Raw genomic sequence first — 13,708 nt, 5'->3', positions numbered from 1 at the left:
CATGAGGTTCACAGCCTTACGGGATCCGTGCGGCCAATGGATGGTATATGACCTGCTTTCGGGTTATCCGGCGCAGGTTGGGGACATATTGTTGCTCGGCCTGAGCCGCGAGGAGGCGGAGCGGCTTGCCGGACAGGCAGATCAATCGGCGCCGCAGCCACTTCGCCGGCATTGCAACCATTTATCGGTATTCTGCCGTTCCGATCCGGAACGATCGGACTCGTCGGAGGTTTAGATGCGCCGACCGAGGGAGCGCCGATGAGGTTCGCAGCGATACAGGACCCGTGTGACGACTGGCTTGTCCATGATCTGGCTCTCGACCTCCCGGCGGAGATGGACGGCCGGGTGCTGATCGGGCTGACGCGTGGCGAAGCCGAGGATCTGGCCGACCAGGCCAATGCGGGAATTGGCGGGCAGGTTGTCGATTCGCCGGTTCCCTTCGCCAGCGTCGCCTGAGAACGCCAGGTCGCGGCACCGCGACTCAACCCCAGATCACATCGGATAACATTTGCGTGCCAACGCATTTCAACGTTGTGCCGGCTTCCATATCTCCTTCCGGGGGCCGAGAACCGCCGGCGGTGAGTGGCCTGCACCGCGACACGACGCGACTGGACGGCCCGTTTTGGAAAGCGGGTTTCCCGCTTCCTCCATCCCGAGGAGATGTCATCATGCGTTCTTTCATCCCAAAGATCATTGCGGCCGCCTCGATCTTCGCGGCCATACCGCTTTCGAGCGCCTATGCCGTGCACCGCCACCATAGAGCGGCGGTCGACACCACAACCACGGCATCGGTGCCGGCGGACCCGGAAGCGAGAGTTGCGACGCAGCAGCTGCTTGGCGTGAAACAAGGTATCCGCGAGGCCAGGCAGGCCGGCAAGATCACACAGGATCAAGCCCGCGACCTGATGCGGCAGGCGGACGCCATCCAGCCCACCCGAGGCCGTTCGGCGATCGGGCAGATCAACGAGTTGGATCAGCGGCTTCAGAATGCCTCCGGCCAAGGGACCTATATCGGCAGCGGCGGCGATGGCGGCTACTATCCGAACGGCTGACGACCCGAGCGCTCCCCCCGCAATGCGGCTGCCGGTGTGATCGAGCCCTGCCGGGCCTCACACCGGGGCCGTCGCGTTCCCACCCAGCCAAGGCGGAGATAACGCCCACGGACCGCCGATCGTCCCGAGACTCATGGACCTGTTATGCCAGCCGCGCCCTTGTCGTCCGCGGCGTCGCCAGCAGCAGGCTGGTCTCGCTGCCCGTGATCCCGGGGATCAGCCTTATCCGGCGCAGCACGGCGTCGAAATCAGTGAGCGAGGCGGTACCGAGCTCCACCACGAGGTCCCAGCGGCCGTTGGTGGTGTGAATGGTGGAAACCTCGGGAAGGCCGCCGAGCGCCCGGATGACGCGGTCGGCGGCATGGCCCTCGATCTCGATCATCATCACGCCGCGTATCCTCTGATCGACCGCGTCGGCGCGCAGCACCACCGTGTAGCCGATGATCTCGCCGGACTTTTCCAGCCGCTCCATGCGCGCCCGAACCGTGGCGCGCGAGACGCCGAGATCGATGGCGAGATCGGAGACGCTGCGCCGCGCATCATGCCGCAGAAGCGTGACCAGTCTTTCGTCGAGCGCGTCCATGATTGCTCATCTTGGTCAAGTTGGATGTGCAGAATGATAGATCATTCTTCTCGAAATGCCAATTTCGCCTGTTCAAACCGCCAGCGCCTGATGATCCAATCAGCCAATCAATCGTAAGGGCTGAAAAAATCATGCGCTGCAGGATCGTCGGCGCGCCGGTGCAGGACGGCGCGGGCAGGATGGGATGCGAGATGGGGCCGAGCGCGCTGCGCACAGCAGGCCTCGTCTCGGTGCTGGCCGAGCTTGGCCATGAGGTCGAGGACTGGGGCGCGGTCGAGAAGGCCGCGGCGCGCCCGGTGGTGCACGGCAACCTCGCGCTGAAGGCGCTGCCGGAGATCTCCGCCTGGACCGCCGCGATCGCCGAAACCGCCTACGCCGCTTCCAGGGATGCCGTGCCGATCTTCCTCGGCGGCGACCATTCGATCTCCGCCGGCACGGTGTCCGGCGTGGCGCGCCGCGCCGCCAAACGCGGCCGGCCGCTCTTCGTGCTGTGGCTCGACGCGCATCCCGATTTCCACACGCTCGACACCACCACCAGCGGCAATCTGCATGGCGTGCCGCTCGCCTATGCCAGCGGGCAGGCCGGTTTTCAGGGCTATTTCCCGGATCTGCCGCAAGCGGTCGACCCGGCCCGCATCTGCGCCATAGGCCTGCGCAGCGTCGATCCAGCCGAGCGCCGCGCGCTCGCTGAAGCCGGCGTCACCGTGCACGACATGCGCGCCATCGACGAGCACGGCATCGCGCCCTTGCTGCGCGCTTTCCTCGCCCGCGTCGAGAAGGAGAACGGGCTCTTGCATGTCAGCCTCGACGTCGACTTCCTCGACCCGTCGATCGCGCCGGCCGTCGGCACCACCGTTCCCGGCGGCGCCACTTTTCGCGAAGCGCATCTGGTGATGGAGATGCTGTCCGACAGCTGCCTCGTCTCCAGCCTCGACCTGGTCGAATTGAACCCGTTCCTCGACGAGCGCGGCCGCACCGCGACCCTGATGGTCGACCTCACCGCCAGCCTGATGGGCCGCCGCATCATGGACCGCCCAACCCGCAGCCATTCCGGGAGCCTCTGAGCATGACCCAGCCTTCGCGCCTCGCCATCGTTCCCTTCGTCAGCGTCGACCGCATGATGAAGCTGGTGCTCGCCATCGGCGTCGAGCGCTTCCTCACCGAGCTCGCCGCCTATATCGAGGAGGATTTCCGGCGCTGGGAGCTGTTCGACAAGACGCCGCGCATCGCCTCGCACAGCCATGACGGCGTCATTGAGCTGATGCCGACCAGCGACGGCAAGATGTACGGCTTCAAATATGTCAACGGCCATCCGAAGAACATGCGCGAGGGCCGCCAGACCGTCACCGCCTTCGGCGTGCTCGCCGATGTCGGCTCCGGCTATCCGATGCTGCTCACCGAAATGACCATCCTGACGGCACTGCGCACCGCCGCCACCTCGGCCGTCGCCGCCAAATACCTGGCCCCAAAGGGCGCGCGCACCATGGCCATCATCGGCAACGGCGCCCAGTCCGAGTTCCAGGCCATCGCCTTCAAGGCGTTGCTCGGCATCGACCGGCTGCGGCTCTACGACATCGATCGTTCGGCGTCCGAAAAATGCGCCCGCAACCTGGCGACCAAGGGTTTTGACATCACCATCTGCGCAACCGGGCAGGACGCGGTGGAAGGTGTCGACATCATCACCACGGTGACCGCCGACAAGCAGTACGCAACCATCCTCACCGACAACATGGTCGGCTCCGGCGTCCACATCAACGCCGTCGGCGGCGACTGCCCCGGCAAGACGGAACTCCATCGCGACATCCTTCTGCGCTCCGACATCTTCGTCGAGTTCCCGCCGCAGACGCGCATCGAGGGCGAGATCCAGCAACTCGACGCCGACCATCCGGTGACCGAGCTGTGGCAGGTGATGACCGGGAAGGCTAAAGGCCGCAAGGCGCCCGAACAGATCACGCTGTTCGATTCCGTCGGCTTCGCCACCGAGGATTTTTCAGCGCTGCGCTACGTCCGCGACCAGCTCCAGGCCACCGGCCTCTATGAGGAACTCGACCTGCTCGCCGACCCGGACGAGCCGCGCGACCTATTCGGCATGCTGGAGAGGGCCGCCATGCAGCCGGCGGCGTAAGGGCTTTTGAACATCTGGAAATCGCGAAGGGCGCTCCCCCTCACCCAGCCTCCGCTTCGCTCGGCTGACCTCTCCCCGAGGGGAGAGGAGATTGCCGACGTTGGCGCCAGCCTCTTCTCCCCAGCGGGGAGAAGGTGGCCGCGCAGCGGCCGGATGAGGGGGCGGCGCCAGCGCTGATGATTGCCAGCGCTACCGACGCAAGGCCGCGCAGCTTTCCCGCTCGACCAGCACCGGCGCCAGCACTTCGCGTCTGGAAGGCGCTTCCGGCTCACCCAGCCTCTCGAGCAGCAGGCTCACCGCGCGCGTGCCGATCTTTTCGACCGGCTGCGCGATCGTCGTCAGCGGCGGCCAGGTGGTGACGGCATAGGGGATGTCGTCGAACCCGACCATCGAGATATCGTCGGGAACCCGCAATCCGCGCGAGCGCAGCGCCGTGACCGCGCCCATCGCCATCAGGTCGTTGCAGGCGAACACCGCCGTGATGTCCGGCGCCTGCGCCATCAGCTGCTCCATCGCCAGGCGCCCGCCGGCGAAATGATAGTCGGAATCTACGACCGACGAGGCCGGCAGCTCGAGGCCCGCCTCGTCGAGCGCGCGCGCGAAACCGCGCAGGCGGGCCGGGCTGGAGCTGGAATCGCGCGGGCCGCCGATGACACCGATCTTTTCATGCCCGAGCCCGGCCAGATATTTGCCGGCGAGATAGCCGCCATGGTCATGGTCGACCAGCACCGAATCGACATTGACCGACTGGATCTCGCGGTCGAGCAGCACAGCCGGCATGCTGGGCAGCAGGCGGGCGAACACCCGCGCATGATCGGACGAGCCGGCGAAGATCAGCCCGTCGATCTGCTTGGCCATCAGCACCGAGAGGTAGCGCTCCTCCTTTGCGGCGTTGCCGTCGGAGTTGCACAGGATAACCGTGTAGCCGGAGAGGAAGCCGGCATCCTCGATCTGCCGAGCGACGCTGGCGAAGAACGGGTTGGAATTGTCGGGCAGCAGCAGGCCGATGGTCTTGGTCTCGCCGCGCCGCAGACTCCGCGCCACCGAGTTCGGGCTGTAGCGCAGCGCCGTGATCGCGGCGCGCACGCGCTCGGCCGTTTCCGGTTCGACATGGCGGGTATGGTTCATCACATGCGAGACCGTTGCGACGGACACCCCGGCATAGCGCGCGACATCGGCAATGGTCGTCATGAGCCCTGGTCCCGGTAGCTTCCGAGAGCGCTTTAGCGTGGAATCGCTAACCCGCTCCATCTTCCTGCGCAATTCCCGGACTGAAAACCGCTACGCACCCTACTGGAATCGATCAGGCGGATCTTCTGCACTTACGCGGGACGCGTCTAGGATTACGGCAGGCACGACGACAAGGTAATTGTCGTTGACGCCAAACCGCCACAGCCGATGCCCGAGCCTTCCGTTCACTCCGCAATCGGTTACGCAACCGATTACGCATAAGGAAGCCGCAGTTTTGGCGAGTGTCAATATCGGGAAGCAGCTGCCGAGGCATCATTTGAAGTGCTGCCTGCGCCTGTGCCTGAGAGGCCGGCGCCGCCCCTCATTGTCCTGCCGTGTCCAGCGGATAGATGGGTAACACTTTGAACCGGATACATAGGTAACAGTTTTCTCTCCCTATGATGCGGTCGCCGCAGCGCCAAGCGGTCGGCTTGGCGCGGCGCTGCGGCGAACCAGTTTCATGTGCTTCTCATCGATGAAGCCGAGCGGATGGGTGTGGAAGCGCATCGTCCACTCGCCATCCTCGGTCTCTTCAATGGCAATCGGTTCGCCGGCCAACGTGGCCGAGACATAGATCTCGGTGCCCCGCCATTTGACCGCGCCGTTCTGGCGCACGCCGCGCACCGCTGCCTCGGTCGGATAATCGGGTTCAGGGGCTGTCTTCGGCATCGGTCGGGTCGAGGGGCGGTAATGCTGTGCCGGGGTGTCCATGCCCAGCGCCTCGTGCGGACGCTCCTCATTGTAGCTGCGCCGGAAGTCCTCGAAGGCCCTGGCTTGAGCCGCTTTGTCAGCCTTCGGTGCATCGGCCATCGGCAGCATGGTCAGATGGAAACGCTCATGGCGCCCGTTCTGCTGCGGCTTGCCTGGCTGGATGCGCTCCAGGGCGATGCCGAGCTTAATGAAGCGCACTGCCAGCGGCGTCAGCCCTGTGACGCCGGCCGACGCAAAGGGTGGGCCATTGTCGCTTCGAATAGCCGGACATTTCTCCCCGTATAGTGACAGGGAGAAAGACGCTGCCGCGAATGGTTTCGCCAATCGCCAGCGCTGCAGAACAAGCACCCGGCCGCTGCCAGCGCCTTCTCCCCGTCACTATACGGGGAGAAGTTCCCGGCAGGGGATGAGGGGCGGCGCTAACGCCGGCGGTTTGGCGCCCGCAGGCCTGTCATAGAGTCAAATGTTGATCATCATCGCCGGCATGATACCACCGCCCAACCGCCGTCACCGCCAGCCCAGCGCCGGCGCGACGTGCTTCAGGATCGACTCGATGACATGGGCGTTGTAGTCGACGCCAAGCTGATTGGGTACGGTGAGCAGCAGCGTGTCGGCCTCGGCGATCGCCTCGTCCTCCCTGAGCTGCTCGACCAGTACGTCCGGTTCGGCGGCATAGGTGCGGCCGAACACGGCGCGCTTCTCGGGCTCGATATAGCCAAAATGGTCCTCGCCCTCGCTGCCGCCGAAATAGGCGCGGTCCATGTCGTTGACGAGGGCAAAGATGCTGCGGCTGACCGAGACGCGCGGCTCCCGCGCGTGGCCGGCTTCCTTCCAGGCGGCGCGATAGGCTCTGATCTGCTTGGCCTGCTGGACATGCAGCGGCTCGCCGCTCTCGTCGAATTTCAGCGTCGAGCTCTGCAGGTTCATGCCGAGCTTGGCCGCCCAGACGGCGGTGGCGTCGGTGGCCGCGCCCCACCAGATGCGATCGCGCAGGCCGGCCGAGAAGGGCTCGAGCCTGAGCAGGCCGGGCGGATTGGGGAACATCGGGCGCGGATTGGGCTGGGCAAAGCCTTCTCCGCGCAACAGGTCGAGGAAGATTTCGGCGTGATTCCGCGCCATGTCGGCGTCGCTCTTGCCCTCTTGCGGCACGTAGCCGAAATAGCGCCAGCCATCGATCACCTGCTCGGGCGAGCCGCGGCTGATGCCCAGCTGCAAGCGCCCGCCGGCGATCAGGTCCGCGGCGCCCGCATCCTCGGCCATGTAAAGCGGGTTCTCGTAGCGCATGTCGATGACGGCGGTGCCGAGCTCGATCCGCTTGGTCTTGGCGCCAGCGGCGGCCAGCAGCGGAAACGGCGAGGCAAGCTGCCGGGCAAAATGGTGGACGCGGTAGTAGGCGCCGTCGGCGCCGAGCTCCTCGGCCGCGACCGCGAGGTCGATCGACTGCAGCAGCGCATCGGCGCCCGAGCGCGTGCCCGATTGCGGCGAGGGCGACCAATGCCCGAAGGACAGAAATCCGATCTTCTTCATGTGCTCCGTTCCTGCTGGAGCGGCTCGTCGGCCGCTCAAATGCCTTGTTGCTCCCGCAGATAGCCAGGGCAGCGCCGCGATACAACGGACACCGAACGGATACAGACCGTCAATGAGTCTTCGAAATGTCCGGTCCCACTCTCGCCTCGGAGCGCGATCAAACCACGGCACATGTGGCGCAGGCCGGTGCCAGCGCGCCGATCGGCCCCTGCGATCACCTCCGGCATTCTCGCCGCCTCTCGTGCGCTGTATCGTTCCCACCAGCCGATGATTCCCCAGCATTGGACAAAAGCTTCATGCATGGCCTGACACCGATACTTTCCACCGTGACGGCCTCTTTCCTGGCGTCCTTCGTCGAGGTCGTCGAAGCCTTCACCATCGTGCTTGCCGTCGGGGTGACGCGCGGCTGGCGCCCCGCGCTGACGGGCGCAGCACTTGCGCTCGCCCTGCTTGCGGCGCTGGTGCTTATTTTCGGCCCGCTGCTGGCGCTCGTCCCCATCGCGGTCCTGCAATTCGTGGTCGGCGTGCTCCTGATCCTGTTCGGCATGCGCTGGCTGCGGAAGGCGATCCTGCGCAGCGTCGGCGTGATCGCGCTGCATGACGAGGAGCAGGCCTTTTCCAAGGAGACCGCGATGTTGCGGCGGCAGGCCGGCGACCGCCGTGCCGACTATCTGGCCGCCGTCGCGTCGTTCAAGGCGGTGCTGCTCGAGGGCGTCGAAGTGGTGTTCATCGTCATTGCCGTCGGCGCCGCGCATGGCCAGACGCTTTATGCCGGCCTTGGCGCGCTGGCGGCCTTCGTGCTGGTGATGCTGATCGGCCTTGCCGTGCACCGGCCCCTGGCGCGCGTGCCCGAGAATTCGCTGAAATTCGTCGTCGGGCTGATGCTGACCAGCTTCGGCGTGTTGTGGACCGGCGAAGGCCTCGGCGCCGAGTGGCCGGGCGCCGACCTCGCTCTGCTCGCCATCTTCGCCGTCACTGCCGCCGCATCCTTCGCCATTATGCGCTGGCTGCGCGGCGCTTACCCGGCGCCTACTACGGGAGTTGCTCGATGATCCGTCTCGTCTTCAAGGAACTCGTCGGCATGTTCGTCGACGACGGCAATCTGGCCCTGCTGGCGCTGATCCTGATCGCGCTCGTCACCGCCGCGGTGAAACTCCTGAGGCTGCCGCCGCTCGTCGGCGGCCTACTGCTTCTCGCCGGCTGTTTGGCAATTATCCTGGAGAGTACGCGCCGCGCCGCGCGCGACAGGGCGCGTTGACCGGCGTTCAATCCGTGAAGCCTCGCAACCGCTGAAGATCGGCGAAGCCCCTCGTCATCCACGGGCGGAGCGACGCGAAGCGGAGCGCAGACCCGAGGATCCATTCCGTGACCTTGGCCAAGGAACGCAGCGGCGCAGAATTCTGCACCGTGGCAACGCCTCGACGTCACGGCATGGATCCTATGGTCTGCGCGCGTCGCTTCGCTCCTTGCTCCGCCATAGGATGACGATCGCGATAGGCGCTTCGGCCAATCTGCAGCCTATGCCGCCTGCCAAGCAAACATAGCCGCCGGTCGTTCCGTGCCGGGCAACTAATAGACCGTAAAAAGCGTCGGCAGGTGGCCGCTGAGGCGGAAATACTCGACCGCCTCGATCACCGGAAACAGAGCCAGGAAATAGAGCCCGTCGCGGAACGTGTTCCTCAGCGCGCCCGTCGAAAACAGCCACTGCGCCTCGTCGCGGTAGAGCAGCGGGTTCGGCCAGAAGGACGGCGTGCGTTCGGCATAGGCCGCGTAAGCCGCGCCGAACTTGCCGGCAAGATACGCGGCCTCCTTGCGCGCGGTGAACCGAAAGACGAGGAAGCTCGCCAGGCCGAGCATCGCGGCCGCCAGCACCGAGCCAAACATCAGCCCGATACCGACCGCGCCGACGGTCGAGAAGAAATAGAGTGGGTTCCGGGTCATCGAGAACGGACCGGACACGATCAGCTCGTCATTCTTCCTGCCGCCGACGAAAAGGATGCTCCACAGCCGGCCCAGGAAGCAGGCCAGCACCATCGCGAAGCCGATCGTCTCCAGCGATTCATGTCCGTTCGATCCTTCGGCCAGCGCCGGTCTGCTGAAGAGAAGCAGGATGACGGCAAGCACGGCTGCCACCTGCACGAAGATCAGGCGCTTGTGCTGGTCGAACGCTTTCGGCGCCGCTTTGAGGGAGGCCATTCTTTCTCACCGCTGCGGCGCCGAGACGGACGCCGGGCTTTCTCTAGCGCTTCCGCCGGGCGATGACGAGACCCGGCGAATGTTTTTGGCCGTCCTTACGAATTTGTAAGGATGCGGACAGGCCGCGGTGAATTTACGCGTCTAGCCTGATTGCCACGGGTTGTCGGCTTGAACAGAGCGCCGACGACCGGCCCTTACAGGATGACAGCCATAGCCATGACCATGACAGCCAACGAATACGGGTTCGAATTGAACCGGGTCCCGGACGTCACCCTCGATTTCTGGCTGATCAAGGTCCTGGCGGTGACCATGGGCGAGACGGCGGCGGACTATCTGGCCGTCAATCTCGGGCTCGGCCTTATCGTCACGTCGCTGATCATGAGCGGCATTCTCATTGTCGCGCTTGTCCTGCAATTCGCGCAGAAGCGTTACGTGCCCTGGGCCTACTGGCTGGCGGTCGTCCTGACCAGCGTCGTCGGCACCCTGGTCACCGACAACCTCGTCGACAATTTCGGCGTGCGGCTGGAGACGACGACCATCATCTTCTCGGTCGCCCTCGCCCTGACCTTCATCGCCTGGTACGCCAGTGAGAAGACCCTGTCGATCCACACCGTCTTCACCACCCGGCGCGAGATCTTCTACTGGCTGGCGATCCTGTTCACCTTCTCGCTCGGCACCGCCGCCGGCGATCTGGTCGCCGAGCGCTTCGACCTTGGCTATCTCGCCACTGGCCTTATCTTTGGCGGCGTCATCGCGGCGATCGCCTTTGGCTATTTCGTCCTCGGCCTGAATGCCATCCTCGCCTTCTGGCTCGCCTATATCCTGACCCGACCGTTCGGCGCCTCCTTCGGCGACCTGCTGGCGCGGCCGGTCGAATATGGCGGCATGGGCTTCGGCACCACTTTCACCAGCCTGACCTTCCTCGGCTCTATCGTGGTCATCGTTCTTTATATGACGCTGAAGAGCCTGATCGACGAGGACGAGCAGGCCCTGCTCGACTGAGCGCGATCCCTGAACCAGCCGTCTCGCAAAAATGTGTAGCGGTCTTCGGTCCCCGAATGCGTAAAGCAGATGGTTGGTGCAATCCGTCCGGAATTGCGCCGAGACGACGAGATGGGGCATGATGCCGCCCGAGAGCCGCTTCACGCGTTTCGGCATCATATCCTGGAGAACCAGCCAGGAAAGAGCCGGCCGGCGCCGCCATGCCGGCGAGGTTGCGGCAAGGACAGCACGGGGCGATGCGACTTCTGCTTGTTGAGGACGATCCGAGAACCGCCGACTATATCGTCCGCGGGCTGACCGAGGCCGGCCATGTCTGCGATCTTTTGCGCGACGGCCATGACGGCCTCTTCGCCGCGACCCGCAACGCCTATGACGTGATCGTCGCCGACCGCATGGTTCCCGGCCTCGACGGCCTGTCGATGATCAAGGCCGTGCGCGCCGCCGGCATCCATACGCCGGCTATCTTCCTCACCTCGATCGGCGGCGTCGACGACCGCGTCGAGGGCCTGGAGGCGGGCGGCGACGACTATCTGGTCAAGCCCTTCGCCTTTTCGGAGCTGCTTGCCCGCATTCATGCGCTTGGCCGCCGGCCGGCGGCGCAGGAGCAGAAGACGGCGCTGCGAGTCGCCGACCTCGAAATGGACCTGATCCAGCGCCGCGTGACCAGACAGGGTCAGCCGATCGACCTGCAGCCGCGCGAGTTCAGCCTGCTTGAGGTGCTGATGCGCGGCGAGGGGCGCGTCATCACCCGCACCATGCTGCTGGAGCGCGTCTGGGATTTTCACTTCGATCCCAAGACCAGCGTCGTCGAGACGCATATCAGCCGGCTGAGGGCCAAGGTCGACAGGCCCTTCGACGTGCCGCTGATCCATACGGTGCGCAACACCGGCTACAGCCTGCATGTTCCGGCCTGATCCCGCATCCGCGATTGCCGGGCGACCAAGCGCCTTCGCGCGCGCATGAGCGATAGGCGCTCCAGCCTGCTGCGCAGCACGCCGTTCAGGCTGGCGCTGACCTTCGCTTTCCTGTTCCTGCTTGCCTTCATCCTGTCCGGCGCGGTCGTCTATCAACTGATGAGTGCCTCGCTCGCCAGGCAGCTCGATCAGTCGATCAAGGAGACCTACTCGCTGATCGCCGCGACCCATGCCGAGAGCGACGAGGAGGATCTCGTCTCCACCGTCAGGGACCATGCCCAGTTCAGCCAGGACAAGGACCAGATCTTTTCCCTCACCGATAAGGCCGGCAACCGCCTCGCCGGCGATTTCACCGCCTCCGGCCTGCCGGATGGGTTTTCCATGTTCGCAGCCGACTTGCCGGGCGTGCCGCCAGGTACCGAATACCGCGCCTATTCGGGCACGGTCGGCGACAACAATTTGACCGTCGCCTTCTCGCTTTCGGAAACCGAGGATCTCGAAAGGATCGTGCTGATGAGCTTCGGCTGGGCTACGCTCGTCATCACCGTTCTGGCGATCGGCGGCGGCGCCGTGCTCGCCTCGCGTGTCCAGCGGCGCCTCGATGGCATCGCCAGCACCATGGTGGACGTCTCGCATGGCCGGCTCGACGCCCGCATCCCGCTGATCGGCAGCGGCGACGACATCGACGCCGTCTCCGCCCAGGTGAATGCCGCGCTCGAGCGCCTGTCGGCCTTGGTAGACGGCATGCGCGAGGTGAGCGCCAACATCGCCCATGACCTCAAGACGCCGCTCAACCGGCTGCAGATGATCCTGGAATCCGCCGCCGACAAGACGGTGTCGGGCGAGGATGTCTCGGCCGAGCTGACCGACGCCCGCGCCGAGAGCCAGCAGATCAACAGCACCTTCGACGCGCTTCTGCGCGTCGCCCAGATCGAGGCCGGCGCCCGCAAGGCGCGCTTCGTCGATCTGGATGTCGGGCCTATCGTCGAGACCATCGGCGACGTCTATGCCGATGTCGCGGAGGATGACGGCAAGTCCCTTTCAACGGGCGTCGTTCCGGATACGAAATGGTATATCCACGGCGACCGGGACCTGCTGATGCAGATGCTCGCCAATCTGGTCGAGAATGCGCTCCGGCATTGCCCGCCGGGGACCGCGATCGGACTTTCAGTGACCAGGGATGGCAGCCACGTCCTTATCCATGTCCGCGACAATGGCCCGGGCATTCCCGCCGAGGAGCGTGAAAAGGTGTTCCGGCGGCTCTACCGCCTGGATGCGAGCCGCACGACGCCGGGCAGCGGCCTGGGTCTCAGCCTTGCCAAGGCTGTGGCCGACTTGCATGGCGCCGTGATAACGCTGGAGGATTGCAAACCGGGTCTCGGCGTCACGGTCAGCTTCCCGGCGGTGAAAGCCGCCTGATTCGGATCCGCTTTGGCAGTCACCGCGCGGCGCCCGCCCGGCGGAAATCGGACGGCGACATGCCGGCAAGCTTGCGGAACGATTTGTTGAAGGCGCTGAGCGAGCCGAAACCGGAGTCCATCGCGACCTTCAGCACATTGGCGTCCTCATGCATCAGAAGTGCCTGCGCATAGCTCAGCCGCAAGAGACTGACATATTCGTTGAGCGTCATGCCGGTCGATTTCTTGAACAGGCTCATGGCGTATTTGGGATGGATATCGGCGGCGCAAGCGATGTTCACGCAGTCGATATCGTAGAGAAAATTCTCGGCGATGAAATCGCACATGCGCCCGACATTGCGTGAGGACTGCTGGTCGAAGGGGCTGCCCGCGCCATGCCCGGCGGCGGTTCCGGGCACCAGCCGGTAGGGCTCGAAACGCACCCGCTCTAGCCGAAGCAGCAGCTCGTTGACGGCATGCTCTGTCCTGGCCGGATCGCCCGAGCGCGCATAATCGTTCCAGCGCTTGAAATTGTCATTGTCGGACTGATCGGTGGCATTGGTCACCAGCGTCGCGCCGGTCATCAGCCGGTGCCTGACATCGGCCGGCAGATGCAGCCTGAAGAAATGCACCAGCGGCAGATGCGCGCCGGCATAGACAGCGTCGTCCGTCAGATCGTCCATCTGGTGCGGCAGGCCGCCCCAGAACAGGCACATCTCGCCGGCCGACAGCGAAATCTCATGCTCGGCCATGCGGTAGTGCACGCTGCCCTGCACGATGAAGTTCACCTCGACCTGGGCGTGCCAATGCGGCTTCAGCATCACCAGCGGATGGTTGTGGAACATCTGCAAGGCCAGCGGCAGGCCTTCGACGCTGCTCGCGCCAGGCTGGTAGAACGGACGCTCGGGCATCTTACTTTCCGCCAACTTCTTATTCCCTCTGTCGGGGACAAGCCTTCCGCGCCGCATAAT

The 13,708-nt window shown here is 64.9% G+C and carries 15 protein-coding genes; 9 read left to right on the top strand and 6 right to left on the bottom strand.

The window, feature by feature from the left end:
- Positions 1-258 precede the first annotated feature (258 nt).
- Positions 259-456 carry a hypothetical protein gene (locus EJ072_RS15035; protein ID WP_126080386.1) on the top strand — a complete coding sequence of 66 codons (198 nt, stop codon included), beginning with the start codon at positions 259-261 and terminating at the stop codon, positions 454-456.
- Between the two features lie 212 nt (positions 457-668).
- The gene (locus EJ072_RS15030; protein WP_126080385.1) at positions 669-1,052 is read left to right on the top strand and encodes a hypothetical protein; all 384 of its coding nucleotides are present in this window, start codon (positions 669-671) and stop codon (positions 1,050-1,052) included.
- A 142-nt stretch (positions 1,053-1,194) separates the two neighbouring features.
- Here the strand turns inward: EJ072_RS15030 and EJ072_RS15025 are convergent, their stop codons facing one another.
- Positions 1,195-1,635 carry an Lrp/AsnC family transcriptional regulator gene (locus EJ072_RS15025; RefSeq protein ID WP_042645357.1) on the bottom strand — a complete coding sequence of 147 codons (441 nt, stop codon included), beginning with the start codon at positions 1,633-1,635 and terminating at the stop codon, positions 1,195-1,197.
- Between the two features lie 131 nt (positions 1,636-1,766).
- Between EJ072_RS15025 and rocF the strand changes: the two genes are divergently transcribed.
- Together rocF and EJ072_RS15015 are read left to right on the top strand one after the other, a co-directional pair.
- Positions 1,767-2,699, top strand: coding sequence for an arginase (rocF, locus tag EJ072_RS15020; RefSeq protein ID WP_126080384.1), 933 nt, complete (start codon positions 1,767-1,769; stop codon positions 2,697-2,699).
- Positions 2,700-2,701: 2 nt separating this feature from the next.
- A complete protein-coding gene (locus EJ072_RS15015; RefSeq protein WP_126080383.1) occupies positions 2,702-3,760 on the top strand; it encodes an ornithine cyclodeaminase in 1,059 nt (352 codons plus the stop codon).
- A 189-nt stretch (positions 3,761-3,949) separates the two neighbouring features.
- Here EJ072_RS15015 and EJ072_RS15010 read toward each other — a convergent pair whose 3' ends face one another.
- The 3 genes from EJ072_RS15010 to EJ072_RS15000 form a co-directional block, all read right to left on the bottom strand.
- Entirely contained in the window at positions 3,950-4,951 is a 1,002-nt protein-coding gene (locus EJ072_RS15010) for a substrate-binding domain-containing protein (protein ID WP_126080382.1), read from the bottom strand.
- Positions 4,952-5,386: 435 nt separating this feature from the next.
- A complete protein-coding gene (locus tag EJ072_RS15005; RefSeq protein ID WP_245467314.1) occupies positions 5,387-5,899 on the bottom strand; it encodes a transposase in 513 nt (170 codons plus the stop codon).
- 309 nt (positions 5,900-6,208) lie between these two features.
- Positions 6,209-7,228 carry an LLM class flavin-dependent oxidoreductase gene (locus EJ072_RS15000; RefSeq protein WP_126080380.1) on the bottom strand — a complete coding sequence of 340 codons (1,020 nt, stop codon included), beginning with the start codon at positions 7,226-7,228 and terminating at the stop codon, positions 6,209-6,211.
- Positions 7,229-7,524: 296 nt separating this feature from the next.
- On the opposite strand from EJ072_RS15000, the gene EJ072_RS14995 reads away from it, so the two are divergent.
- On the top strand, positions 7,525-8,280 hold the full coding sequence (locus EJ072_RS14995; RefSeq protein ID WP_126080379.1) for a COG4280 domain-containing protein: 756 nt from the start codon (positions 7,525-7,527) through the stop codon (positions 8,278-8,280).
- Positions 8,277-8,486 carry a hypothetical protein gene (locus EJ072_RS14990; RefSeq protein WP_126080378.1) on the top strand — a complete coding sequence of 70 codons (210 nt, stop codon included), beginning with the start codon at positions 8,277-8,279 and terminating at the stop codon, positions 8,484-8,486. Before EJ072_RS14995 ends, EJ072_RS14990 begins: the two co-directional genes overlap by 4 nt.
- 311 nt (positions 8,487-8,797) lie before the next feature.
- On the opposite strand, the gene EJ072_RS14985 is transcribed toward EJ072_RS14990, so the two are convergent.
- A complete protein-coding gene (locus EJ072_RS14985) occupies positions 8,798-9,424 on the bottom strand; it encodes an isoprenylcysteine carboxylmethyltransferase family protein (protein ID WP_126080377.1) in 627 nt (208 codons plus the stop codon).
- Positions 9,425-9,646: 222 nt separating this feature from the next.
- Between EJ072_RS14985 and EJ072_RS14980 the strand changes: the two genes are divergently transcribed.
- From EJ072_RS14980 to EJ072_RS14970, 3 genes are all read left to right on the top strand, one after another.
- The gene (locus tag EJ072_RS14980) at positions 9,647-10,426 is read left to right on the top strand and encodes a hypothetical protein (RefSeq protein WP_189343357.1); all 780 of its coding nucleotides are present in this window, start codon (positions 9,647-9,649) and stop codon (positions 10,424-10,426) included.
- 236 nt (positions 10,427-10,662) lie between these two features.
- Complete coding sequence (locus EJ072_RS14975; protein WP_126063578.1) at positions 10,663-11,340, top strand: winged helix-turn-helix domain-containing protein; 678 nt, start codon at positions 10,663-10,665, stop codon at positions 11,338-11,340.
- Positions 11,341-11,385: 45 nt separating this feature from the next.
- Complete coding sequence (locus tag EJ072_RS14970; RefSeq protein WP_126080375.1) at positions 11,386-12,759, top strand: HAMP domain-containing sensor histidine kinase; 1,374 nt, start codon at positions 11,386-11,388, stop codon at positions 12,757-12,759.
- A 19-nt stretch (positions 12,760-12,778) separates the two neighbouring features.
- On the opposite strand, the gene EJ072_RS14965 is transcribed toward EJ072_RS14970, so the two are convergent.
- The gene (locus tag EJ072_RS14965) at positions 12,779-13,648 is read right to left on the bottom strand and encodes a helix-turn-helix domain-containing protein (protein ID WP_126080374.1); all 870 of its coding nucleotides are present in this window, start codon (positions 13,646-13,648) and stop codon (positions 12,779-12,781) included.
- Positions 13,649-13,708 lie beyond the last annotated feature (60 nt).

The sequence above is a fragment of the Mesorhizobium sp. M2A.F.Ca.ET.046.03.2.1 genome, from assembly GCF_003952425.1.
In the GTDB taxonomy this organism is placed as follows: Bacteria; Pseudomonadota; Alphaproteobacteria; order Rhizobiales; family Rhizobiaceae; genus Mesorhizobium.
This window is presented reverse-complemented; position numbering and strand designations above follow the sequence as displayed.

What these genes read in the sequence shown, in the direction of transcription:
- EJ072_RS15030 (WP_126080385.1), top strand. Translation starts at nt 669, where the DNA reads ATGCGTTCTTTCATCCCAAAGATCATTGCGGCCGCCTCGATCTTCGCG.
- EJ072_RS15015 (WP_126080383.1), top strand. Translation starts at nt 2,702, where the DNA reads ATGACCCAGCCTTCGCGCCTCGCCATCGTTCCCTTCGTCAGCGTCGAC.
- EJ072_RS14990 (WP_126080378.1), top strand. Translation starts at nt 8,277, where the DNA reads ATGATCCGTCTCGTCTTCAAGGAACTCGTCGGCATGTTCGTCGACGAC.
- EJ072_RS15010 (WP_126080382.1), bottom strand. Translation starts at nt 4,951, where the DNA reads ATGACGACCATTGCCGATGTCGCGCGCTATGCCGGGGTGTCCGTCGCA.
- EJ072_RS14965 (WP_126080374.1), bottom strand. Translation starts at nt 13,648, where the DNA reads ATGCCCGAGCGTCCGTTCTACCAGCCTGGCGCGAGCAGCGTCGAAGGC.
- EJ072_RS14975 (WP_126063578.1), top strand. Translation starts at nt 10,663, where the DNA reads ATGCGACTTCTGCTTGTTGAGGACGATCCGAGAACCGCCGACTATATC.
- EJ072_RS15025 (WP_042645357.1), bottom strand. Translation starts at nt 1,635, where the DNA reads ATGGACGCGCTCGACGAAAGACTGGTCACGCTTCTGCGGCATGATGCG.
- EJ072_RS15035 (WP_126080386.1), top strand. Translation starts at nt 259, where the DNA reads ATGAGGTTCGCAGCGATACAGGACCCGTGTGACGACTGGCTTGTCCAT.
- rocF (WP_126080384.1), top strand. Translation starts at nt 1,767, where the DNA reads ATGCGCTGCAGGATCGTCGGCGCGCCGGTGCAGGACGGCGCGGGCAGG.
- EJ072_RS15000 (WP_126080380.1), bottom strand. Translation starts at nt 7,228, where the DNA reads ATGAAGAAGATCGGATTTCTGTCCTTCGGGCATTGGTCGCCCTCGCCG.
- EJ072_RS14970 (WP_126080375.1), top strand. Translation starts at nt 11,386, where the DNA reads ATGAGCGATAGGCGCTCCAGCCTGCTGCGCAGCACGCCGTTCAGGCTG.
- EJ072_RS14980 (WP_189343357.1), top strand. Translation starts at nt 9,647, where the DNA reads ATGACAGCCAACGAATACGGGTTCGAATTGAACCGGGTCCCGGACGTC.
- EJ072_RS14995 (WP_126080379.1), top strand. Translation starts at nt 7,525, where the DNA reads ATGCATGGCCTGACACCGATACTTTCCACCGTGACGGCCTCTTTCCTG.
- EJ072_RS14985 (WP_126080377.1), bottom strand. Translation starts at nt 9,424, where the DNA reads ATGGCCTCCCTCAAAGCGGCGCCGAAAGCGTTCGACCAGCACAAGCGC.